Annotated in this window: 18 protein-coding genes; 7 read left to right on the top strand and 11 right to left on the bottom strand. The window is 65.4% G+C overall.

The annotated features are described in order from the left end of the window. Positions 1-40: 40 nt before the first annotated feature. The 5 genes from alg8 to argF all read right to left on the bottom strand — a co-directional run bounded on the left by alg8 (position 41) and on the right by argF (position 6,770). Entirely contained in the window at positions 41-1,525 is a 1,485-nt protein-coding gene (alg8, locus tag AC4OR5_RS02855; protein WP_079992461.1) for a mannuronan synthase, read from the bottom strand. 140 nt (positions 1,526-1,665) lie between these two features. After that, positions 1,666-2,976, bottom strand: a complete 1,311-nt coding sequence (algD, locus tag AC4OR5_RS02850) for a GDP-mannose 6-dehydrogenase (RefSeq protein WP_003110461.1) — start codon at positions 2,974-2,976, stop codon at positions 1,666-1,668. Positions 2,977-3,879: 903 nt separating this feature from the next. Continuing rightward, complete coding sequence (gene yaaA, locus AC4OR5_RS02845) at positions 3,880-4,659, bottom strand: peroxide stress protein YaaA (RefSeq protein ID WP_021265141.1); 780 nt, start codon at positions 4,657-4,659, stop codon at positions 3,880-3,882. Between the two features lie 106 nt (positions 4,660-4,765). Beyond that, positions 4,766-5,848 (bottom strand): ABC transporter ATP-binding protein, encoded by a 1,083-nt coding sequence (locus AC4OR5_RS02840; protein ID WP_003092092.1) that lies wholly within the window; start codon positions 5,846-5,848, stop codon positions 4,766-4,768. Between the two features lie 4 nt (positions 5,849-5,852). Beyond that, complete coding sequence (gene argF / locus AC4OR5_RS02835) at positions 5,853-6,770, bottom strand: ornithine carbamoyltransferase (RefSeq protein ID WP_116271278.1); 918 nt, start codon at positions 6,768-6,770, stop codon at positions 5,853-5,855. Between the two features lie 314 nt (positions 6,771-7,084). On the opposite strand from argF, the gene AC4OR5_RS02830 reads away from it, so the two are divergent. Continuing rightward, positions 7,085-7,516 carry a hypothetical protein gene (locus tag AC4OR5_RS02830; protein WP_003110011.1) on the top strand — a complete coding sequence of 144 codons (432 nt, stop codon included), beginning with the start codon at positions 7,085-7,087 and terminating at the stop codon, positions 7,514-7,516. A 393-nt stretch (positions 7,517-7,909) separates the two neighbouring features. On the opposite strand, the gene eprS is transcribed toward AC4OR5_RS02830, so the two are convergent. Beyond that, the gene (gene eprS, locus AC4OR5_RS02825) at positions 7,910-10,897 is read right to left on the bottom strand and encodes an autotransporter serine peptidase EprS (RefSeq protein WP_058161214.1); all 2,988 of its coding nucleotides are present in this window, start codon (positions 10,895-10,897) and stop codon (positions 7,910-7,912) included. 298 nt (positions 10,898-11,195) lie between these two features. Here eprS and AC4OR5_RS02820 point away from each other — a divergent pair, with 298 nt between their 5' ends. The 3 genes from AC4OR5_RS02820 (at position 11,196) to AC4OR5_RS02810 (ending at position 14,977) form a co-directional block, all read left to right on the top strand. Then, entirely contained in the window at positions 11,196-13,304 is a 2,109-nt protein-coding gene (locus AC4OR5_RS02820) for a molybdopterin oxidoreductase family protein (RefSeq protein WP_058161213.1), read from the top strand. A 112-nt stretch (positions 13,305-13,416) separates the two neighbouring features. Further along, complete coding sequence (gene grxD, locus AC4OR5_RS02815) at positions 13,417-13,743, top strand: Grx4 family monothiol glutaredoxin (protein ID WP_003092082.1); 327 nt, start codon at positions 13,417-13,419, stop codon at positions 13,741-13,743. A gap of 82 nt (positions 13,744-13,825) precedes the next feature. Then, the gene (locus AC4OR5_RS02810; RefSeq protein WP_034015868.1) at positions 13,826-14,977 is read left to right on the top strand and encodes an MFS transporter; all 1,152 of its coding nucleotides are present in this window, start codon (positions 13,826-13,828) and stop codon (positions 14,975-14,977) included. A 67-nt stretch (positions 14,978-15,044) separates the two neighbouring features. On the opposite strand, the gene bfrB is transcribed toward AC4OR5_RS02810, so the two are convergent. Then, positions 15,045-15,521 carry a bacterioferritin BfrB gene (gene bfrB, locus AC4OR5_RS02805; protein ID WP_003092078.1) on the bottom strand — a complete coding sequence of 159 codons (477 nt, stop codon included), beginning with the start codon at positions 15,519-15,521 and terminating at the stop codon, positions 15,045-15,047. Positions 15,522-15,730: 209 nt separating this feature from the next. Next, entirely contained in the window at positions 15,731-15,952 is a 222-nt protein-coding gene (locus AC4OR5_RS02800) for a bacterioferritin-associated ferredoxin (RefSeq protein ID WP_003092075.1), read from the bottom strand. Positions 15,953-16,211: 259 nt separating this feature from the next. On the opposite strand from AC4OR5_RS02800, the gene AC4OR5_RS02795 reads away from it, so the two are divergent. Further along, complete coding sequence (locus AC4OR5_RS02795; protein ID WP_003092073.1) at positions 16,212-16,814, top strand: peroxiredoxin; 603 nt, start codon at positions 16,212-16,214, stop codon at positions 16,812-16,814. Between the two features lie 178 nt (positions 16,815-16,992). On the opposite strand, the gene rnt is transcribed toward AC4OR5_RS02795, so the two are convergent. Both rnt and pyrC read right to left on the bottom strand, forming a co-directional pair. After that, positions 16,993-17,667 (bottom strand): ribonuclease T, encoded by a 675-nt coding sequence (gene rnt, locus AC4OR5_RS02790; protein WP_003092070.1) that lies wholly within the window; start codon positions 17,665-17,667, stop codon positions 16,993-16,995. Continuing rightward, on the bottom strand, positions 17,664-18,710 hold the full coding sequence (gene pyrC, locus AC4OR5_RS02785) for a dihydroorotase (RefSeq protein ID WP_003092068.1): 1,047 nt from the start codon (positions 18,708-18,710) through the stop codon (positions 17,664-17,666). Before pyrC ends, rnt begins: the two co-directional genes overlap by 4 nt. A gap of 132 nt (positions 18,711-18,842) precedes the next feature. Here pyrC and motY point away from each other — a divergent pair, with 132 nt between their 5' ends. Then, the gene (motY, locus tag AC4OR5_RS02780; protein ID WP_058161212.1) at positions 18,843-19,808 is read left to right on the top strand and encodes a flagellar protein MotY; all 966 of its coding nucleotides are present in this window, start codon (positions 18,843-18,845) and stop codon (positions 19,806-19,808) included. Between the two features lie 117 nt (positions 19,809-19,925). Next, positions 19,926-21,143 (top strand): argininosuccinate synthase, encoded by a 1,218-nt coding sequence (locus AC4OR5_RS02775; protein WP_003092065.1) that lies wholly within the window; start codon positions 19,926-19,928, stop codon positions 21,141-21,143. A gap of 91 nt (positions 21,144-21,234) precedes the next feature. Here the strand turns inward: AC4OR5_RS02775 and gloA are convergent, their stop codons facing one another. After that, positions 21,235-21,621, bottom strand: a complete 387-nt coding sequence (gloA, locus tag AC4OR5_RS02770) for a lactoylglutathione lyase (RefSeq protein ID WP_003110007.1) — start codon at positions 21,619-21,621, stop codon at positions 21,235-21,237. Between the last annotated feature and the right edge of the window lie 271 nt (positions 21,622-21,892).

Raw genomic sequence — 21,892 nt, 5'->3', positions numbered from 1 at the left:
CGGGCCGCGGCCCTGGCGTTGTCCGTAGTCGATTCGGTGGTCATACGATGGTCAGCAGCACGGCGACGAAGATGCTGGCGGCAGAGAAGGTCATGGCCCGCGACGACCAGGCGTTGAACCAGCGCTGGAAGCTGGCCAGGCCGCGCTCCAGCTTGGTCGGCTGGCGGGTCCAGGACTGCCGGTCGAGGCGGAAGAACACGTAGATCTTCACCAGCGCGCCGACGATCTGGTTGTAATAGAGGATCAGCGGATAGGCCGGGCCGATGCGGTGCCCGGAGAGCGAGAGGAGCAGGGTCAGCACCAGGCGGGTGAGGCCGATCCAGAGCAGGTACACCAGCAGGAAGGCGATGCTGTACTTGAGGCTGGCGAGGATCGCCACCACCAGGCCGAGCAGGCTGGTCCACATCGAGACGCGCTGGTCGAACAGCACCAGCATGGTGAACCAGCCCAGGCGCCGCGCGCCGAGCTTGAGCGCGCGCGAGTTCTGCCGCAGGTTGTTGCCGTACCAGCGGTACATCAGCTTGCGACTGGCCTTGATGAAGCTCTTCTCCGGCGGGTGCTCGACCGTGTTGATCGCCGCGTCGGGCACGTAGAAGGTGTCGTAGCCCAGGCGCATCAGGCTGAACCAGCTGGACTTGTCGTCGCCGGTGAGGAACTTGAAGCGACCCAGGCGCCAGTGCTCCAGGTGGTCGTTCTCGACGTCGGTGATGAACTCGGGGTTGGTCACCACCCGGGCGCGGAACACCGACATCCGTCCGGTCATGGTCAGCACGCGCTTGGACAGGGCCATCGAGCACATGTTGATGTGGCGCTGGGCGAAGCGCAGCTTGTGCCACTCGCTCATCACGTAGCCGCCCTGCACTTCGCAGAATTCATTGGTGGTGAGGCCGCCGACGTTGGGGAAGAGCTTGAACCAGGGCACGGTCTTCTTCACCACGCCGTGGTCGAGCACGGTGTCGCCGTCGATCACCGCGACCACCGCGTCGTCGTCCGGCAGGTGCCGGGAAATCGCGCGGAAGCCATAGGCCAGGCCGTCGCGCTTGCCGGTGCCGGGAATCCGCACGAAGTTGAGGCTGACCCGGTCCGGCGGGTTCATCTTCTCCCACAGAGAACGGACCAGGACCTCGTCGGACATCTCGACGATGGAGCAGACCACGGTGGTCGGGTAGCCGCTGTCGATGGCTTCGCGGATCACCGAGCGATAGACCATGGCAGTGGTCAGGGCGTCGATGCGGAAACTGGTGACCATCAGGAACACGTGCGACGGGTCGGCCGCGCTGCCCAACTGGCGCACGCGCCGGCGGTAGTACGGGTAGACCACGTGGAGGAACAGCATGCCGCGCAGGAAGTGCACGCCGCCCATGGAGTAGCGCCAGATGCCGACGGCGCCGATAAGCAGGATGAAATCCTTGGAGTCGGCGTCGAACACGGTCTTCGGCACTGCCAGCGCGAGCACCATCAGCAGGCTGAGGAACACCAGCCAGCCGGTGGCTTCGGCGAGGCCACGTTTGTAAGTTTCCATCATCAGTTCCATCGGGCTGGGGACCTTGGCCTCGACGCCGGCGTGCGCTTGTTGTTGTTATGGCGCACGCCGCGGAGACGGCCTTCGGTCCGAGGGCGATAAAGAGGTTCTTTACCGGCTCACGGGGCCAGGGGGGCGGCCCGCTACCAGCAGATGCCCTCGGCCTGGGCAGTGGTGGTGTGCGGCATGAAGCCCACCAGGTCGACCAGCTTCTTGCCGCTCGGGGTCTTGTTCACCAGGTCGACGAACAGCTCGTCGCCATTGCCCAGCACCAGCACATCGGAACTCGCCACCACTTCGTCGAGGTCGGAGACCAGCAGCGAGGAGACGTGCGGGATCTTCGACTCGATGTATTCCTTGTTGGCCCCGTGGACACGCGCGTATTCGACGTTGCGGTCGAAGATGCGCAACTCGTAGCCCTTGCCGATGAGCATCTCGGCCAGCTCCACCAGCGGGCTTTCGCGCAAATCGTCGGTGCCGGCCTTGAACGACAGGCCGAGCAGGCCGACCTTGCGGGTGTCGTGGCTGGTGATGAGATCGAAGGCCTTCTGCACCTGGTTGGAGTTGCTGCGCATCAACGAACCGAGCATCGGGTGCTCGACGTCCAGCTGGCTGGCGCGATAGGTGAGGGCGCGTACATCCTTGGGCAGGCAGGAGCCGCCGAAGGCGAAGCCGGGACGCATGTAGTAGCGCGACAGGTTGAGCTTGTGGTCCTGGCAGATCACGTCCATCACCTCGCGGCCGTCGACGCCGACCGCCTTGGCGATGTTGCCGATCTCGTTGGCGAAGGTGACCTTGGCGGCGTGCCAGACGTTGCAGGTGTACTTGATCATCTCGGCGACCTCGACGGTCTTGCGGATGATCGGCGCGTCCAGCTCGCGGTAGATTTCCTCGAGAAGGTCGCCGGTCTGCTTGTCCAGTTCGCCGATCACGGTCATCGGCGGGAAGTCGTAGTCCTTGATCGCGGTGCTCTCGCGGAGGAACTCGGGGTTGGTGCCGACGCCGAAGTCGACCCCGGCCTTCTTGCCCGAGCAGTCCTCGATCAGCGGGATCACCACGTTGTTGACGGTGCCCGGCAGCACGGTGCTGCGCACCACTACGGTGTGGCGTTCGGACTTCTCGCGGATGGCGAAGCCGATCTCGCGGCAGACGGTCTCGATGTAGCCCAGGTCCAGGTCGCCGTTCTTCTTGCTCGGCGTGCCGACGCAGATGAACGATACGTCGGAGTCCAGCACGGCCTTCTTGAAGTCGGTGGTGCCCGACAGCCGTCCGGTCTGCCGGCCTTGCTGCAACAACGCTTCCAGGCCCGGTTCGACGATGGGCGACTTGCCCTGGTTGATCAGGTCGATCTTGGTGCTGGAGACATCCACACCAATGACTTCATGACCGCGTGCCGACAGGCAGCCAGCACATACTGCACCGACATAGCCCAAACCAAAGATGCTGATTCGCATCGCATTCACCTCGATTGTTTGTCGCGCCGTTAATGAGGTGGCCGTATGGCCACTTCCCTATCTGGCGAGCCGTTACTACGAGCCCCGATCCAGAGCCCTTGATCCGCCTTCAGGCAGTTTCGAAAAGAGTGCTTAGTTATTCGGCACTCTAATAGGGCAAGTTATAAGTTCATGCCCTTTAATGTTTCAGGTGGGTTTCAATAACGGTGCATAACCCGACCTTAGATGCTTCGTTTTAGTTCGGTCCATAGAATTCAAGTTTCTAAAGGCCTTTAATTTCAACAGGTTGAGTTTGTCCCTCGGAGCGGGGTCCGATTATTCGAGACGGTTTCAAGTTGCTCTGCCCATAACTATCGATAGGCATCGCGGTGATAGGATGTTTTCTCTGCGAGGGAAGTTCCGGCCGTTTGTCCCGCTCGCGAAATATTTGGAAATATCCGTTTGATATCACTTGATACCAACTTGATGGCCTTTCCGTTAAATGCCTGCCAATGGCCACTAGTTGCAGAATGCATGGCGCCTGAAAGTTCCGCGTCACCGGAATGAAACAGAAGCCGCTTTTACCGCCTTAAGCAAACCTTAAGGATTCCTTAATCTTCGACCCATGCACTTTGCAATCGTAATTTGCATGTGATGGCGGGAGGCTGGTAATGGCCAATGGATTATGCCGGAGATGGCATTTCCGCCTCGAATTGGGAAAAAGCAGGTGGGCTGGGTGTGAAAAAATGTGATGCAGTTCCGCATGACTTGCAGACGAACGGTTGAGTAGGCCTATTCGCCACAAGGGCTTTTCCGGGGAGAAAGACGGCGCAGCAGAGCCTCGGAGGGACGAACGCTCCAGCGCCAGGAGGCGTCGGCGTGCCGAAAGAGGAGCGGCCCGCCAGGGCGGCGGGCCGGGGGAGGTCAGTCTTGCGGGGCGTCCCTGAGGAATACCAGCTGATCCGGGCCGGACTGCTCGGCGCTGAAGTAATAGCCGTGGGCGTTGAAGTCCTTCAGCCCGGCCGGGTCGCGCAGGCGCTCGCGGATCACGTAGCGAGCCATCATGCCGCGAGCCTTCTTGGCGTAGAAGCTGATGATCTTGTACTGGCCGTTCTTCAGGTCCTTGAACTCGGTGTCGATGACCCGCGCTTGCAGCGCCTTGCGCTTCACCGCGCCGAAGTACTCGTTGGAAGCCAGGTTGAGCAGCACGTCGTCGCCCTGGGCGGCCAGCGCTTCGTTCAGCCACTGGGTGATACGCTCGCCCCAGAAGGCGTAGAGATCCTTGCCACGGGCGTTGGCCAGGCGGGTGCCCATTTCCAGTCGATAGGGCTGCATGAGGTCGAGCGGGCGCAGCACGCCGTAGAGACCGGAGAGCATGCGCAGGTGATCCTGGGCGAAGGCGAAATCGTCCTCGCCGAAGTCTTCCGCGTTGAGGCCGGTGTAGACATCGCCCTTGAAGGCGAGCAACGCCTGCTTGGCGTTCTCCGGGGTGAACTCCGGATGCCAGCTGGCGTAGCGAGCGGCATTCAGGCCGGCGAGCTTGTCGGAAAGCTTCATCAGTTCGCTGATCTGCAGCGGGGTGAGCTGGCGCAGTTGCTGGATCAGTTCCTGGGCGTGGTCCAGGTATTGCGGCTGGGTGAAGCGGTGGGTGACCGGCGGGGTCTCGTAGTCCAGGGTCTTGGCGGGGGAAATCACCATCAGCATCGTTCAGGCTCCTCGAATCGTCGGGCGATTGTAGGGGCTGGAGACGTCCGGCTCCACCTATGCGGTCGATAGGGAAAGGCGCCGCCGACCGAGCGGCGCCGAGGTATCAGGCCTGGACGGGAGCGAGGTGCGCGGCGACGCTGCCCCGGGCGGCGAACACCACCAGGTGGTCGGCGGCGACGCGGATACCGACGTCATCGCCCGGCTGGTGGTCGGCATGGCTGGGGAAGATCGATTCCAGCTGGGTACCGGTGGGTAATTGCAGGCGGTACAGGGTGGCTGCGCCGAGGAAGGTCTTGCCGACGATCCGCGCCTTCAGCTCGCCCTGCGGCGCGTGCACCAGGTCGTCCGGGCGCAGCAGGACGTCTACCGCGCTGCCGGAAGGCAGGCTGTAGGCGCGATTGCCGCGGATCACGCCGAGTTCGGTCTGCACCGTATCGGGGCTGAGCAACTGGCCGCGAATGAAGTAGCCCTGGCCGACGAAGCTGGCGACGAAGGGCGTCAGCGGCTCGTGGTAGAGGTTGTAGGGGGTGTCCCACTGTTCCAGGTGACCTTCCTTGAACACGCCGATGTGGTCGCAGACGGCGAAGGCTTCTTCCTGGTCGTGGGTCACCAGGATCGCGCTGGTGCCGCGTGCCTTGAGGATCTCGCGAACCTCCTGGCTGAGGCTGCGGCGCAGTTCCACGTCGAGGTTGGAGAAGGGTTCGTCGAGCAGCAGCAACAGCGGTTCGGGCGCCAGCGCGCGGGCCAGGGCCACCCGTTGTTGCTGGCCGCCGGAGAGTTCGTGGGGGTGGCGCGCGGCGAGGTGGTCGAGCTTGACCAGCTCCAGAAGCTCGCGCACCAGGCGCTCGCGTTGTGGATGCTTGCGGATGCCGAAGCCAACATTGTCGGCCACGCTGAGATGGGGGAACAGCGCGTAGTCCTGGAACACCATGCCGATCCGGCGTTTCTCCGGCGCCAGGGTGAAGCCGGGACGCGAGATGACTTCGCCGCCCAGCTCGATCTGCCCGGCCAGCACCGGCTCGAAGCCGGCGATGGCGCGCAGGGTGGTGGTCTTGCCGCATCCCGAAGGACCCAGCAGGCAGCCGATGTCTCCGGCATTGAGGTGCAGGTCGAGGTCCTGCACCACTTTCTGCGAGGCGTAGCCGCAGGCGAGATCTTTCAGGTTCAGCAGCAGGTCGTGGCTCATGGGCTCAGGCGTAATGGGCGTGTTCGATCAGCAATTCGAGGAGGGCCTTCTGCGCGTGCAGACGGTTCTCTGCCTGGTCCCAGGCTACCGAGCGCGGGTCGTCCAGCAACTCTTCGCTGATTTCCTCGCCGCGGTGGGCCGGCAGGCAGTGCATGAATAGTACATCGTCGGTGGCCCCATCGAGCAACGCGGCGTTCACCTGGTAGGGACGGAACAGGGCGATGCGCGCGGCGGCTTCGTCTTCCTGGCCCATCGAGGCCCACACGTCGGTGCTCACCAGGTGCGCGCCGGCCACCGCCTCGCGCGGGTCGCGGACGACGCGCAGGCGGTCGCCGGCAAGGGCGACGAACTCGGCCTTCGGCTCGTAGCCCTCGGGGCAGGCCACGCGCAACTGGAAGTCGAACTTCAGCGCCGCTTCTATATAGCTGTTGCACATGTTGTTGCCGTCGCCGATCCAGGCCACGGTCTTGCCCTGGATGCTGCCGCGGTGCTCGTGGAAGGTCTGCATGTCGGCGAGCAACTGGCAGGGGTGCAGGTCGTCGGACAGGCCGTTGATCACCGGCACCTTCGAGTGCGCGGCGAATTCCGTCAGGGTGGCGTGGGCGAAGGTGCGGATCATCACGCCGTCGAGCATCCGCGACATGACCCGGGCGCTGTCGCCGATCGGCTCGCCGCGGCCGAGCTGGGTGTCGCGCGGGGAGAGGAAGATCGCCTGGCCGCCGAGCTGGATCATCCCGGCTTCGAAGGACAGGCGGGTACGGGTCGAAGCCTTCTCGAAGACCATGCCCAGGACCCGGCTCTTCAGCGGCTCGTAGAGCACGTCTCGGTTGCGCAGGTCCTTCAGCTCGCTGCCGCGGCGGATCAGACCGATCAGCTCTTCGGGGCTGTAATCCATAAACGAGAGAAAGTGCCGTACGCTCATCGCTGACTACCTTTTATTTTTACTGCTGGCCGAGGCACTGGCCGGCTTTCGCGAGAGAAAACGGGACTGGACCTGCGGCGGGACCGCAACGTGCGGGAAAATAGGGGAAGGCGCGATCTTATAAGGAAATGTCGCGGAAACACAAGGAGGGGCTTGGAAGGCGCGGGTTACGGGGTTTTTCCCCGGTCTTCGCGGTTGTCCCGCCGCCAAAGTCCCGCCTCGTCGATCTATCGGTTGGGCGGGGCGACGCTTTATGCTGTGCGCGCCCGAATGCCTTCATGGAGGAGGCGGGTTTCGGACCAGGGAGGTCGAGCATGCACACGGGAGAAACACTCGCCGCCGCGCCGCCGGCACGGCCATTGCGCCAATCGCGGCTGGGCGGCCTGTCGCTGTTCCTCGCCCTGGCCGGGGTCGCCATCGCGCTGGTGGTGATGGCGCTGGCGCTCGGCGAGCGGATCGACCTCAGCGACGAGAACCATCTGCTCGGCCTGTTCGCCGCCTTGCTGGCGGTCTTCGCGGTATCGACCTGCGGCCTGGTGCTGGGCCTGGCCGGCCTGCTCAGGCGCAGCCGCAAGCGTCACCTGGCCCTGGCCGGCATCGTCCTCAACCTGTCGTGCCTGCTCTGGGGCTGGCATGCGCTGAGCACGGCGGCGGCCGCGATCCTGATGGTCCTGGGGCAAACCGGGTTGTCGTTCCTCAGCGCCCTGGCGGTGCTGTTCGGCATGATCTTCTTCCGCCAGGCCTGACCCGTTCCGCGACTATGCGCAGGCAGCCTGGGCGCCCGCCGTTCGGCCGCTCGTTCATCGGATTGCCGGATTGCGGCCATTCGTCGCGGATTTGCAGGGGGAGGGGCTCAGCCGGGGAAGGAGGGCGCGAGAGGAGCAAAAGGTGAGCCCCGGAGGTGCGGATCTCCGGGGCTCGTGCGGCACGGTGGTGCGGGCACCGGGTCGCGATCAGCGCTGGAAGGGATAGTACAGCGCTGGATGGACAGTATAGCGCTATGCATTTCGCATGAATCCTTTAGTTAGGTCTTTTTCTCATATTTGCAGCGGTTTCGTGACCGAGGGCAATGAAGTGGCTTTTTCCCCTTGCCGCCCGCCGGAACCCATCCAACGGACGGCATGCCCTCGTAACCGAAGTCAGAAACGCCAGTCGACGGCCAGTCCGACGCCATGGTCCTTCTCGCGGCTGCCCAGCAGGCCGTTGTAGCCCAGCCGCACGCTCACTTCGCGATTCACCGCGAGGCTGGCGTCGACGCCGAGCAGCGCGGCGTCGCGGGACAGGGCCACGCTTTCCACGCTGAATGGCTGGCTGCCGCTGGCGAACGCCAGGTGGCGTTGCGGGGTGGTGTCGCTCAGGTTGTGGCGCCAGCCGAGGGTGCCGGAGAGCGCCAGGCGGCGTTCGGCATCCAGCTCGAAATGCCGTTTCGCGCGCAGTCCCAGGGTGGTGAAGGCGGCGTCCAGGTTGTCGTCGCCGCCCTCCAGGGCTGCGGCGCTACCGCGTTCGCGGAAGTCATCGCTGGCGACGTGCACGTAGGCCAGCCCGGCGAAGGGTTCCAGCTCCAGGCTGCGCCAGCCCAACGCGTAGGCGGCCTCGGCGAACAACTGGCTGCTCTGTGCGTCGAGCTTGGCCTTCTGCTTGCCGGCCACGGCGCCGTATTGCAGGTCGCGCTTGACCTCGGCGCGGTGCCAGGCGTGCGCCGCGCCGAGGCTCAGGCGCCATTGCTGCAATTGCCGGCCGAGGTAGGCGCCGAGGTGGTAGCTGTCGATGCTGGCGGAGGATTGCAGGCTGCTGTCCATGTTCAGCGAGCTGTTGCTGTAGCCGGCCACCAGGCCGAGGCGCGTGTCGCTGGCGACCTGGCTGTCGACGCCGAGCAGGAAGCCGCCGACTGAATGCCGGTAGCTTTCGCTGCCGTGGCTGCCATCGGCACTCTTGCCCCAGGAGCCGAGCGCCTTGAACCAGCCTTCGGGAGCCTCCCCGCCGACCTCGCCGTCGCTGGCCTGGCGCAGGCGTTCGCCGACGCTGTCGCGCAGATAGCGGCTGTCGTTGAGCAACAGGCCGGCGAGCGCCGGGTAGATTTCCCCGGACAATTGCTGGAAGGCCCGTTGGGCGGTTGCGGCGTTTTCCGACAGGAGCAGGCTTTCGTAGACCGGGTTGCCGGCGCCGAGCGCTTCCACGGCACCAGCGACCGCCGCCTGGTTGGGCGTCTGCGCGACGCTGGCGAGGGCGGTGCCGTTGCGTCCGATATCCAGGCGGATGGCGTTGGCCGCGTAGTCCAGGGTGCCGCCGAGGAACAGGTAGTTCGGCAATACCGCGTCGAAGCGCCCGTCGATGCCGCCGGCGGCGTCGAGGATGTCGTAGCGGCGGCCGAGCATGCTCTCGACCTGGGACTGGCTGAGCAGGTCGGGGCTGTTTTCCATGGCCAGGGTGACATTGCCGCCCGCGATGCTCGCCTTGCCGCTGGCGACGATCCGGTCGCTGGCGCTTTCCGAAAGCTCCACCGCGTAGGTCGAGCCGGATTCGAAGCGCAGGTCCCCGGCGACCTCCAGGGTGCCGATGGAGTTGCCCGCGGCCACCGTGCCGCCGGAGCGCGCCAGCAGGCCGCCGATCCTGCCGTTGCCGCCGAGGGTGCCGCCGGCATTGACTTCGACGGCGGACAGCAGCGAACCGTCGACGCTGAGCAGCCCGCCATCGACCAGGGTCGGCCCGCGATAGGTGCTGTCGCCGCTCAGGACCAGGCTGCCGGCACCGGCCTTGACCAGGCTGCCCTGGTACTGGCGCTGGGCGGCGGCCTGGTCGCGGGCCATGCCGATGGCATAGTCGGTGCGTTCCTGCTGGCTGGCGCCGGCCGGCAGGCCGTTTTCCCAGCCCTTGTCCTTCAGCGTCCGCTGCCAGGCCGCGTGCTCGGCGGCGTCCTCGGCTTGGCGCTGGAGCAGGGCGCTATCGGAAATCGGGTTGCTCCATTCGTCGCGCAGGCCGGCCGGAAGGTTGGCCTCGAAGCGGCCGAGCAATTGTCCAGGCCCATGCATCGCCCGACCGAGATCCGGCACGCCCCAGCCGACGGTATCGGTGGGGGCGCCGGTCGGCGTGCCGTCGAGCTGGGTGGCGGTGGTCAGCAGAACCTGCAGCGCCTGCTCGTTGTTCAGGTACGGATAGCGCTGCATGACCAGGGCCAGCGCGCCGGTGGCGTGGGGCGCGGCCATCGAGGTACCGGACTTGTTGGCGTAGCCGCCGCCGGGCATGGTGCTGTTGATCAGGCGGCCGGGCGTGGTGATGCACCAGTACTTGGCGATGCCGCAGCGGTTGTAGCGCTGGCCGTTCTGCTGGTCGAGGCCGGACACGGCCAGCCAGTGGCCTTCCAGGTCCGGCTGGAAGTAGGGCAGGGCGGAGCGCACGCTGGCGTTGGCGTAGCCGCTGTTGCCGGCGCTGAAGACGTTGATCACGCCCTGGCGGGAGACGCCGGCGGCGGCGTCCAGCCAGGTGGAGCGCCCGTAGTGCTGGGCATAGGCGGCGTGCAGGCCGTCGAGGGTCTCGTAGCTGACGTCCTTGGGCTGGCTGCCCCAACTGTTGTTGATCGCCCGCACCCCGGCGTCGGCCAGCGCCTGGTAGGCGGCCTTGAAATAGTTCGGGTCGGGCGTCGGGCCGAACAGGAAGCTGTCGTTCTGGTTGGTGTTGGCGACGTACACCTGTGCCGCGTAGGCCACCCCGTGCATGCCGACGCCGTCGCGCGAGGCGCCGAGGGTGCCGCCGACGTGGGTGCCGTGGGAGTCGTTGTTGCCGTTCATCGCGCCGCTGACGCTGAACGGCGTGCCGTCGACATAGGTGCCGCTGGCCGTCACCGGCTGGTAGCGCGAGGCGGGGGTATCCGGATGGCTCGGGTCGAAACCGGAGTCCATCTCGCCGATCTTCACGCCCTGGCCGTCGATGCCGTCGGCATAGGCCTGGTCGGCCCGCATCCGTTCCAGGCCCCAGTCCTGCTGGTATTCGGCGGAGCGCCAACTGGCCGGATCGCCGGGCCGACCGGTTTCGACATAGGCGGCCGTGGCCGGCTGGGCGATCCAGGCGCCCAGCAGCAGGGCGGCTGACAACGAGGTGGGGCGAGGGCGGAAGGGGCGGGCGTCGGTCATGCGGTCTCCACGCTTTATTGGTCTTGTCGGACAGGGGCGGACTCGAAGAGACAAGGTTTAGCACCGGCTTTCGCCGCGCCGGAATTCCCAGGTGGATAGTTGACAGCCGGACAAACGGCACGCCTCCCCTCTACCGCGCCCATCGGCCAGCCTGATGCCTGGCGATTCAGCCGACTGACGCTGCTGGCGCGGCGGCGGAAGGCGCCGCATAGTGCCGATTCGACGACTAGACCGGTCGTCTGGTCCTCGCGTACGCGCCGGGCCGCGGCGGCCGGCGACGACAATGAAGAGGCGAGCCATGAGCAAGACCCTCCACTACCGTGCGTGCCATCTCTGCGAGGCCATCTGCGGGCTCGCCATCGAGACCGAGAGCGACGAGGGCGGCGTGCCGCGGATCCGCTCGATCAAGGGCGACCCGCAGGACAGCTTCAGCCGCGGCCATGTCTGTCCCAAGGCGGTGGCCCTGCAGGACATCCAGGACGACCCCGACCGCCTGCGCCAGCCGTTGCGCCGGGTCGGCAGCGAGTGGCAGCCGATCGGCTGGGACGAGGCCTTCGCGCTGGTGGCCAGCCGCCTCGGCGAGATCCGCGAGCGCCATGGCAACGATGCGGTGGCGGTCTACCAGGGCAATCCGAGCGTGCACAACTACGGCCTGATGACCCATAGCAACTACTTCCTCGGCCTGCTGAAAACGCGCAACCGCTTCTCCGCGACTTCCGTCGACCAGTTGCCGCATCACCTGGTCAGCCAGCAGATGTACGGCCATGGTTTGTTGATCCCGATCCCCGACATCGACCACACCGACTTCATGCTGGTGCTCGGCGGCAACCCGCTGGCGTCCAACGGCAGCATCATGACCGTGCCGGACGTGGAGAAGCGCCTGAAGGCGCTGAAGGCCCGCGGCGGCCGGTTGGTGGTGGTCGATCCCCGGCGCAGCGAGACCGCGGCTATCGCCGACCGGCACCTGTTCATTCGTCCCGGCCAGGATGCGGCGCTGTTGCTCGGGATACTCAACACCCTGTTCGAGGAGCACCTCGGTCGCCCCACGCCGCTGCCGGTCGACGGGCTGGAGCGGGTGCGCGAGGCGGTCGCGGTCTTCGACGCCGAGTCCATGAGCGTGCGCTGTGGCGTGCCGGCCGAAAGCATTCGCCAACTGGCGCGGGATTTCGCCGCCGCCGAACGGGCGGTCTGCTATGGCCGGATGGGCGTTTCCACCCAGGCCTTCGGCACGCTCTGCCAGTGGCTGGTGCAACTGATCAACCTGGTCACCGGCAACCTCGACCGGGTCGGTGGCGTGCTGTGCACCTCGCCGGCCCTGGACCTGGTGGCGAGTACCTCGGGTGGCCACTTCGACCGTTGGCGCAGCCGCGTCTCGGGGCTGCCGGAATATGGCGGCGAACTGCCGGTGGCGGCATTGGCGGAAGAAATCCTCGGCGAAGGCGAGGGGCAGGTGCGCGCGCTGGTCACGGTAGCCGGCAACCCGGTGCTGTCCACGCCCAACGGGAGGCGGCTCGAACAGGCCCTGGACGGCCTGGAGTTCATGCTCAGCATCGACCTCTACATCAACGAGACGACCCGCTACGCCGATCTCATCCTGCCGCCCACCGCGCCGCTGGAGCACGATCACTACGACACCACCTTCAACGTCTTCGCCGTGCGTAACGTGACCCGTTTCAACGAGGCCGTGCTGCCGCGTCCCGAGGGTGCGCTGCACGACTGGGAGATCTTCGTCGGCCTGGCGCGGGCCTTCGCCGCGCGCAACGGCCTGGAGCTGAAACCGACCCTGGAGCCGCAGCAGATGATCGACCTCGGCCTGCGCGCTGGCGCCTACGGCGACCGTTCCGAGCACAGGCTGAGCCTGGCCACTCTGCGCCAACATCCCCACGGCATCGACCTCGGGCCGCTGCGGCCGAACCTGGCGCCGCGCCTGAAGACCGCCGGCCAGCGCATCCAGGCCGCGCCGCCGCTGTTCGTCGACGACCTGCAACGCTTCGCCGCACAGCCACTGCCTGCGTCCGACCAGTTGCTGCTGATCGGACGACGCCACGTGCGCAGCAACAATTCCTGGATGCACAACTACCATCGCCTGGTGAAGGGCAAGCCGCGTCACCAGTTGCTGATGCACCCGCGGGACCTGGAGGGTCGCGGCCTGGTCGACGGGCAGCGGGTGCGGGTGCGCTCGCGGGTCGGCAGCGTCGAGGTGGAGGTGGCGGCGAGCAGCGAGATGATGCCCGGGGTGGTCAGCCTGCCGCACGGCTGGGGCCACGCGCGGCCCGGCGTGCAACTGGCGATCGCCCGCGCCCAGGCCGGCGCCAGCGCCAACGACCTGACCGACGAGCGTCATCTCGACCTGCTGTCGGGCAACGCCGCGCTCAACGGCCTGCCGGTGGAGGTGGAAGCGGCCTGAGCGGGTCGACGGAACGCGAGAGTAAAGCCGAGCGTCGCGCTAGGCTTTCCGATACAATACCGGTCATTATTTGCCGAGTTACCGTGTCGAAACGTTCCTGTTGAGGTAAGCCATGGACATCATCGAAACCATTAAAGAGCAGATCGCCAACAACCCCATCCTGCTGTACATGAAGGGTTCGCCGAACGCCCCGCAGTGCGGTTTCTCCTCGCGCGCGGCCCAGGTGCTGATGGCCTGTGGCGAGAAGTTCGCCTACGTCGACATCCTGCAGAACCCGGAAATCCGCGCCAACCTGCCGAAGTACGCGAACTGGCCGACCTTCCCGCAGCTGTGGGTCAATGGCGAACTGGTCGGCGGCAGCGACATCCTCGCCGAGATGTTCGAGAAGGGCGAACTGCAGACCCTGGTCAAGGACGCGGCGGCCAAAGCCAACGCCTGATCCGCGCATCCGACGAAGAGCCCCGCCTTGTGCGGGGTTTCTTTTTTGTCCGGAGAAACCAGCAAGGAAACCGGGAGCCTCCATGTCGGAAGTCAATCCTCGCCAGGGTCGCCTGGCTTGCATCTATTTCTTCGCCATGGCCGGGCTGGTCATCGGCAACCTGATGGGACGCATCCCGGCGCTCAAGGAGCAGACCCAGCTGGACGAGCGCGCGCTCGGCCAGGCCCTGCTCGGTGTCGGGGTCGGCGCGCTCACGGCGTTCCCGTTGAGCGGTTTCCTGGTCCAGCGCATCGGCAGCCGCAGCGTAGTGATCGGCGGTTGCCTGATCATGCTGCTGGTGTTTCCGCTGCTCGGCCTGAGCCAGGGCTGGTGGCAACTGGCGTTGGCCTTCTACGTGCTGGGTGTGAGCTTCGCCGGGATGGACGTGGCGATGAACATCCAGGCGGTGGATGTCGAGCGCCTGCTCGGCAAGCCCTGCATGTCCATGCTGCATGGCATGTACAGCCTCGGCTGCCTGGTCGGTGCGTTGAGCGCCGCGGCCCTGGCCGGACTGACGCCGTTCTGGCACTTCCTCATTCTCACCGCACTCGGCCTGCTGAGCCTGCCATTCTTCGTACGCGCGTTGCTTCCGCCGGATCCGAGCAAGGCGGGCGCGCGCAAGGGCGGCGGCTTCACCTTGCCGCCGCGGGCCTTGCTCGGCCTGGGCCTGCTGATTCTCTGCGCGTTCGTTTCCGAGGGCGGCGTGGCTGACTGGAGCGCGCTGTTCCTGCACAGCGTTCTGGATGCTTCCGAGCGGGTGGCGGCGCTGGGCTTCGCGGCGTTTTCCGCGGCGATGGTGGTGGGGCGCCTGTTCGGCGACCGCCTGCGCGGACGCATCGACGATGCGCCATTGCTGCGCGGCCTGGGTTCGCTGGCCACGCTGGGCATGCTGGTAGCGCTGTTCAGCCCCTGGCCGGCGCTGAGCATCGCCGGTTTCGGGGTGGTTGGCCTGGGGCTGTCGGTGATGGTGCCGATCGTGATTAGCGCCGCCGGCAACCAGCCGGGCATCGATCCGGTGATCGGGGTCGCCGCCGTCTCTACCGTGGGGTATGGCGGACTGCTGATGGGGCCGCCGCTGATCGGCCTGCTGGCCCACGAGATCGGCCTGCGCTGGGCATTGCTGGTGCTGGTCGGTCTTTGCCTGTTGCTGGCCCTGCGCGCCGATCTGGTCCGGCGTACGCCGCGCAGCGCCTGAGGCTTTCTGGCGGGCAAGAAAAAAGCGCCGGCGGGGCAGGCCGCCGGCGCTTCGTCGTGGTTCCCGATCAGTCGTCTTCGTGCATGTGCGACTGCAGGTAGTTCTCCAGGCCGACTTTCTGGATCAGGCCCAGCTGGGTCTCCAGGTAGTCGATGTGCTCTTCTTCCGACTCCAGGATGTCCTTCAGCAGGTCGCGGCTGACGTAGTCGTGCACCTGCTCGCAATGCACGATGGCTTCGCGCAGGTCCTTGGTCGCCTTCAGCTCCAGGTTCAGGTCGCACTGCAGCATTTCCTGGGTGTTCTCGCCGATCAGCAGCTTGCCGAGGTCCTGCAGGTTGGGCAGGCCTTCGAGGAAGAGGATGCGCTCGATGAGCTTGTCGGCATGCTTCATCTCGTCGATCGACTCGTGGTACTCGTGGGCGCCGAGGCGCTTCAGGCCCCAGTCGTTCCACATGCGCGAGTGGAGGAAGTACTGGTTGATCGCGATCAGCTCGTTGCCGAGGATCTTGTTGAGGTGCTGGATGACTTTCTTGTCGCCTTTCATGCCGAATCCTGCCGTCGTAGTGGGTGTGATTCGCCAAGTTTGGCCGCGACGAAGCAGGGTGTCAAACCTAAGTTATTGAAATATAAGGGAAAAAGAATATGAATACGAATGTTTTCTTTCCGCGTTCTGCCGCTAAGTCATTGAATTGAAGGCATAAAAAAACCGGGCGCCAGGCCCGGTTCTTCTGAAAGAGGGATAAAAAATATTTTTCAGGCAGCGACGAACGCCGTAGTCCCGAACGCCGGTACCGGCTGGGCACTCTGCAGGTCGTTGAGGGTTTCGCGTACCACCTGCTTGGCCAGGCATGCGCACTTGCCGCACTGGGTACCGACGCCGGTGGCTTCGCGAACCTCACGATAGCTGCAGCAGCCTTCGTAGATGGCATCGCGGATCTGGTTGTCGGTAACACCTTGGCAGAGGCAGACGTACATGGCGATCTGGCTACTGGGAAGTTGAGTTGGAAAAGATACTAATAATAATGAGAATGATTGTCAAAGTTCCCTGGAGCGTTTTAGTCGGGTTTTTTTCGCCCCCCGACAAATGGCTTTGTCGGACAAAGACTTAGCGCCGGCTGGGGCGGGGTGTATGATGGTTGTTTCCCGGGGAACGGCGCCCCTGCCATCGAGGCTTCGCGAGGAGCCGGCAGGCTGCGGTGCCGTCCTTCAACCTTCCGCTTAAAGGAGACATGGAATGAGCGTACTCGTAGGTAAGAAAGCGCCTGACTTCAACGTTGCCGCGGTACTGGGCAATGGCGAGATCGTCGAGAGCTTCACCCTGTCCGAGGCCATCAAGGGCAAGTACGGCCTGGTGTTCTTCTATCCGCTGGACTTCACCTTCGTCTGCCCGTCCGAGCTGATCGCCCTGGATCACCGCATTCCGGAGTTCCAGGCGCGCAACGTCGAGGTGATCGGCGTTTCCATCGACTCCCACTTCACCCACAACGCCTGGCGCAACACCCCGGTGGACAAGGGTGGCATCGGCGCCGTCAAGTACACTCTGGCGGCCGACACCAAGCACGAGATCGCCAAGGCCTATGACGTCGAGTCCGACGGTGGCGTGGCTTTCCGTGGCGCGTTCCTGATCGACAAGGAAGGCGTTGTGCGCTCGCAGATCGTCAACGACCTGCCGCTGGGCCGCAACATGGACGAGCTGCTGCGTCTGGTCGATGCCCTGCAGTTCCATGAGGAGCACGGCGAAGTCTGCCCGGCCAACTGGAAGAAGGGCGACAAGGGCATGACCGCCTCGCCCGAAGGCGTGGCCAAGTACCTGGCCGAGAACGCCAGCAAGCTGTAAGAAGAGCCTGCTTCGCGCGTTGGAAAAAGCCCCGCTTCGGCGGGGCTTTTTCATGGGCTCGCGAGGGCCGGCAGCCCCATCCCAGGTCACGCGCCTCGCTCCGAAGAGGGGGAGATTGCCTGACCGGTCGCGTAGGACGGATAACGTCCTGGCGTTATCCGCCTAAGTGGGCCGAGGCTCAGTCGTCGTCATCCATCCAGCCGCCCATTTCCTTCCAGCGGTTGACGATGCCGCAGAACAGCTCGGCGGTCTTCTCGGTGTCGTAGCGTGCCGAGTGCGCCTCGCGGTTGTCGAACTCCATGCCGGCGGCCTGGCAGGCCTTGGCCAGGACCGTCTGGCCGTAGGCGAGGCCAGCCAGGGTGGCGGTGTCGAAGCTGGAGAAGGGATGGAACGGATTGCGCTTGATCCCGGTACGCGCCACGGCGGCATTGAGGAAACCGAGGTCGAAGCTGCTGTTGTGGCCGACCAGGATCGCCCGCTTGCAGCCATTGGCCTTCAGCGCCTTGCGGATGCCGCGGAAGATCTCGGTGAGTGCCGCTTCCTCCTGCACCGCCATGCGTAGCGGGTGGTCGAGCTTGATGCCGGTGAATTCCAGCGCGGCCGGCTCGATGTTGGCGCCTTCGAAGGGCTCGATGCGGAAGAAGTAGGTGTGTTCCGGGAACAGGAAGCCTTTCTCGTCCATGCCGACGGTGGTCGCGGCGATTTCCAGCAGCGCGTCGGTGGCCGAGTTGAAGCCGCCGGTCTCGACGTCCACCACTACCGGCAGGTAGCCGCGGAAGCGGCGCGCCATCGGATGGCGCGGGCCGCTGGGGAGGCTGCCGTCGAATTCGTCGTCGAAGTTGTCTTCGCTCATGCCCCGGCCTCCAGCAGTTTCCAGCGGAGTGTCTCGCCGGCGCGCAGCGGTACCACGTCGAAGTCGCCGAAGGGGAGGCTGGCGGGCGCCTGCCACTCCTCGCGGACCAGGGTGATCCGGTCGGTGTTGCGCGGCAAGCCATAGAAATCCGGGCCATGCAGGCTGGCGAAGCCTTCCAGCTTGTCCAGCGCATTGCGCTGTTCGAAGGCCTCGGCATACAGCTCGATGGCGGCGTAGGCGCTGTAGCAGCCGGCGCAACCGCAGGCGGCTTCCTTGGCGTGGCGGGCGTGCGGCGCCGAGTCGGTGCCGAGGAAGAATTTCGGGTTGCCGCTCACCGCGGCGTCCAGCAGGGCTTCCTGGTGGGTGTTGCGCTTGAGGATCGGCAGGCAATAGAAATGCGGACGGATACCGCCGACCAGCATGTGGTTGCGGTTGTACAGCAGGTGATGGGCGGTAATGGTCGCGCCGACGTTGGCCGGGGCTTCCCGGACGAACTGGGCGGCGTCGCCGGTGGTGATGTGCTCGAAGACCACTTTCAGGGTCGGGAAGCGCTCGACCACCCGGCGCAGGTGCTCGTCGATGAACTGCTTCTCGCGATCGAATACGTCGACCTCGGCGCGGGTCACCTCGCCATGCACCAGCAGCGGCATGCCGACCTCGGCCATCGCCTCGAGCGCTTCGAAGATATTGTCGATGCGGGTCACGCCAGAGTCCGAGTTGGTGGTGGCGCCTGCCGGATAGAGCTTGGCGGCATGCACGAAGCCGCTGGCCTTGGCGGTACGGATTTCCTCGGCGCTGGTGCGGTCGGTGAGGTACAGCACCATCAGCGGCTCGAAGCGGCTGGCGGCGGGGCGGGCGGCGAGGATGCGCTGCCGGTAGGCGTCGGCTTCGGCGGCGTTGCGCACCGGCGGCACCAGGTTCGGCATGACGATGGCGCGGCCGAAGGTGCGGGCGGCGTCGCCGACGGTATTGGCCAGCGCGGCACCGTCACGCAGGTGAATGTGCCAGTCGTCGGGGCGCAGGAGGGTGAGACGGTCGGACATGGGGCTTCCAGGACGGGATTTCGTGGGGGGAAATGCTACCGGAAAAGGGGGGGCGGGGCACTCGCTATCAAGTTTTGTCCGGGCCGTCCGATACATCCTTCGTATTTGGACGCTTTCCCGGAGCCCGCCGTCGTGCAGCCGCGCCTTCTTCTATTGCCTTTCCTGCTCAGCAGCCTGCCGGCACTGGCGGTGACCTTCCAGACGCGGCTGGAGAGCGTCGAGTGGAAGGTCGAAGGCGACCAGTTCGAATGCCGCCTGTCGCAGCCGGTGGCGAATTTCGGGGTCGGCGAGTTCGTCCGGCGTGCCGGCGAGCAGGCGACCTTCCGCCTGAAGCCCGAGGCCCAGTGGCTGGGGCGCGGGGCGGCGACCCTGCTGGCTGCCGCGCCGCCCTGGCGACCGGGACAGGGCGACATCAACCTTGGCCAGGTCAGCATCGGTAGCGGCGAGGTGCCGTTCAACAGCAACCAGCAACAGGCCGGTCGGTTGCTCACCGGCCTGCTCGAGGGGCGCAGCCCGCTGGTCCGCCATCGCACCTGGCAGGGCGATCGCCTGGAGGTGCGCCTGCTGCCGGCGCGCTTCGCCAGCGTCTACAGCCAGTACCAGGCCTGCATCGCCAAGCTGCTGCCGGTGAACTTCGACCAGGTCAAGCTGGCCCAGGTCGGCTTCCCCGACGGCGGCACGGCGCTGAACGACGTGGCGCGAGCCAAGCTGGACATCATCCTGCAACTGCTCAAGGCCGATCCGAGCATCAACCGGATCGAACTCGACGGGCACTCCGACAACAGCGGCAACCGCCTGACCAACCGCGACCTGTCGCGCCGCCGCGCGCTGGCGGTGCAGGAGTACCTGAAGAGCAACGGGGTGCCGGAAAGCCAGATCAACGTGCGCTTCTACGGCGAGCGCTACCCGCTGGTGGCCAACAACAGCGCCGCCAACCGTGCGCGCAACCGCCGGGTCACCGTGCACCTGTCGCGCGAGGCGGTGGTCGAGCCGGCGACGGAAGCGCCGAAGGCCGAGGACAAGCCGGCGCCGCCCGCGGCAGAACCTGCCGCACCGAAGCCTCCGGCCGCCTCGCTTCAGGGAAAACCCACGGTTTGAGTCGCGCAAACGATAGAATCTGTCGCTTTTGCGTCTAAAGCTGTCGCCCCTCTGTAATTTCCCGAATGCCCTGCGTAGAATTGTCGCTTTTCGTGACGACCCCCGTGGAGTGATGGCATGGCGGATGTGAAGAAGGTAGTCCTGGCGTATTCCGGCGGCCTGGATACCTCGGTAATTCTGAAGTGGTTGCAAGATACCTATAACTGCGAAGTGGTGACCTTCACCGCCGACCTCGGCCAGGGCGAGGAAGTCGAACCGGCTCGCGCCAAGGCCCGCGCGATGGGCGTCAAGGAAATCTACATCGACGACCTGCGCGAAGAATTCGTCCGCGACTTCGTCTATCCGATGTTCCGCGCCAACACCGTCTACGAAGGCGAGTACCTGCTGGGCACTTCCATCGCTCGTCCGCTGATCGCCAAGCGCCTGATCGAGATCGCCAACGAGACCGGCGCCGACGCCATCTCCCACGGCGCCACCGGCAAGGGCAACGACCAGGTCCGCTTCGAGCTGGGCGCCTACGCGCTGAAGCCCGGCGTCAAGGTGATCGCGCCCTGGCGCGAGTGGGACCTGCTGTCCCGCGAGAAGCTGATGGACTATGCCGAGAAGCACGGCATCCCGATCGAGCGCCACGGCAAGAAGAAGTCGCCGTACTCGATGGACGCCAACCTCCTGCATATCTCCTACGAAGGCGGCGTGCTGGAAGATACCTGGACCGAGCACGAAGAAGACATGTGGAAGTGGACCGCTTCCCCGGAAAACGCGCCGGACACCCCGACCTACATCGAGCTGACCTACCGCAAGGGCGACATCGTCGCCATCGACGGCAAGGACATGACCCCGGCCGAGGTGCTCACCGAGCTGAACCGCGTCGGCGGGATCAACGGCATCGGCCGCCTCGACATCGTCGAGAACCGCTATGTCGGCATGAAGTCCCGTGGCTGCTACGAGACCCCCGGCGGCACCATCATGCTCAAGGCCCACCGCGCCATCGAGTCGATCACCCTGGACCGCGAAGTGGCCCACCTGAAAGACGAGCTGATGCCCAAGTACGCCAGCCTGATCTACACCGGCTACTGGTGGAGCCCGGAGCGCCTGATGCTGCAGCAGATGATCGACGCCTCGCAGGTCAACGTGAACGGCGTAGTGCGCCTGAAGCTGTACAAGGGCAACGTCGTGGTGGTGGGCCGCAAGTCCGACGACTCGCTGTTCGACGCCAACATCGCGACCTTCGAGGAAGACGGCGGCGCCTACAACCAGGCCGATGCCGCGGGCTTCATCAAGCTCAACGCGCTGCGCATGCGCATCGCCGCGAACAAGGGCCGCACGCTGTCCTGACCGACGCGCGCCGCCTGCGATGGAACGAAGAGCCCCGGCCATGAGCCGGGGTTCTTCGTTACGGATTGCTGAAAGCGATAGCCGGGGCCGTTCAGGAAGACTTCTGGATCAGTTCGATCTTGTAGCCGTCCGGGTCGGTCACGAAGGCGATCACGGTGGTACCGTGCTTCATCGGCCCGGCTTCGCGGGTGACCTGGCCGCCGTTGTTGCGGATGTCGTCGCAGGCCTGGTAGGCGTCGTCGACCTCGATGGCGATATGGCCGTAGCCGGTGCCGATCTCGTAGGCATCCACGCCCCAGTTGTGGGTAAGCTCGATCACCGCGGAATCCGCCTCGTTGCCATAGCCGACGAAGGCGAGGGTGAACTGGCCGTCGGGATAGTCGTTCTTCCTGAGCAGGGTCATGCCTAGCACCCGGGTATAGAAATCGATCGAGCGATCGATGTTTCCGACCCGGATCATGGTATGGAGAATGCGCATTTTCAGTGCCTCGAGCTTCACGGTCAAAGGCGGATTTTACCATGCGGCCGGCAACCGGCTGCGAGATCGGGATCGTCCCCGTCCCGGCGACCGGCCCTTTGCCGGACTTCCCTTCCTACAGGGTTTTTCGCCTCTTCCCTGGGCCGGCCGTCGATAGCCGGTCGGCCTGCCTCCGCCACCCTCCCGAGCTGCCCGCTGCGTCTCCGAGCGTGCCAGGCGTTCCGCCCCCGGTGACCGGCCGAAAGCTCGCTGCGCCTTCGCCATGAGGACG

It is taken from the genome of Pseudomonas sp. YA1 (genome assembly GCF_058680555.1).
Note: the sequence above shows the minus strand (reverse complement) of the source record. Positions and strands in the feature narration are given on the sequence as shown.

Bases quoted from the DNA above. Each gene is read 5' to 3' on its own strand.
- AC4OR5_RS02795 (WP_003092073.1), top strand. From the start codon at position 16,212: ATGAGCGTACTCGTAGGTAAGAAAGCGCCTGACTTCAACGTTGCCGCG.
- AC4OR5_RS02840 (WP_003092092.1), bottom strand. From the start codon at position 5,848: ATGAGCCACGACCTGCTGCTGAACCTGAAAGATCTCGCCTGCGGCTAC.
- eprS (WP_058161214.1), bottom strand. From the start codon at position 10,897: ATGACCGACGCCCGCCCCTTCCGCCCTCGCCCCACCTCGTTGTCAGCC.
- AC4OR5_RS02830 (WP_003110011.1), top strand. From the start codon at position 7,085: ATGCACACGGGAGAAACACTCGCCGCCGCGCCGCCGGCACGGCCATTG.
- AC4OR5_RS02800 (WP_003092075.1), bottom strand. From the start codon at position 15,952: ATGTACGTCTGCCTCTGCCAAGGTGTTACCGACAACCAGATCCGCGAT.
- argF (WP_116271278.1), bottom strand. From the start codon at position 6,770: ATGAGCGTACGGCACTTTCTCTCGTTTATGGATTACAGCCCCGAAGAG.
- AC4OR5_RS02820 (WP_058161213.1), top strand. From the start codon at position 11,196: ATGAGCAAGACCCTCCACTACCGTGCGTGCCATCTCTGCGAGGCCATC.
- bfrB (WP_003092078.1), bottom strand. From the start codon at position 15,521: ATGAAAGGCGACAAGAAAGTCATCCAGCACCTCAACAAGATCCTCGGC.
- pyrC (WP_003092068.1), bottom strand. From the start codon at position 18,710: ATGTCCGACCGTCTCACCCTCCTGCGCCCCGACGACTGGCACATTCAC.
- yaaA (WP_021265141.1), bottom strand. From the start codon at position 4,659: ATGCTGATGGTGATTTCCCCCGCCAAGACCCTGGACTACGAGACCCCG.
- grxD (WP_003092082.1), top strand. From the start codon at position 13,417: ATGGACATCATCGAAACCATTAAAGAGCAGATCGCCAACAACCCCATC.
- alg8 (WP_079992461.1), bottom strand. From the start codon at position 1,525: ATGATGGAAACTTACAAACGTGGCCTCGCCGAAGCCACCGGCTGGCTG.
- AC4OR5_RS02775 (WP_003092065.1), top strand. From the start codon at position 19,926: ATGGCGGATGTGAAGAAGGTAGTCCTGGCGTATTCCGGCGGCCTGGAT.
- gloA (WP_003110007.1), bottom strand. From the start codon at position 21,621: ATGCGCATTCTCCATACCATGATCCGGGTCGGAAACATCGATCGCTCG.
- AC4OR5_RS02810 (WP_034015868.1), top strand. From the start codon at position 13,826: ATGTCGGAAGTCAATCCTCGCCAGGGTCGCCTGGCTTGCATCTATTTC.
- rnt (WP_003092070.1), bottom strand. From the start codon at position 17,667: ATGAGCGAAGACAACTTCGACGACGAATTCGACGGCAGCCTCCCCAGC.
- algD (WP_003110461.1), bottom strand. From the start codon at position 2,976: ATGCGAATCAGCATCTTTGGTTTGGGCTATGTCGGTGCAGTATGTGCT.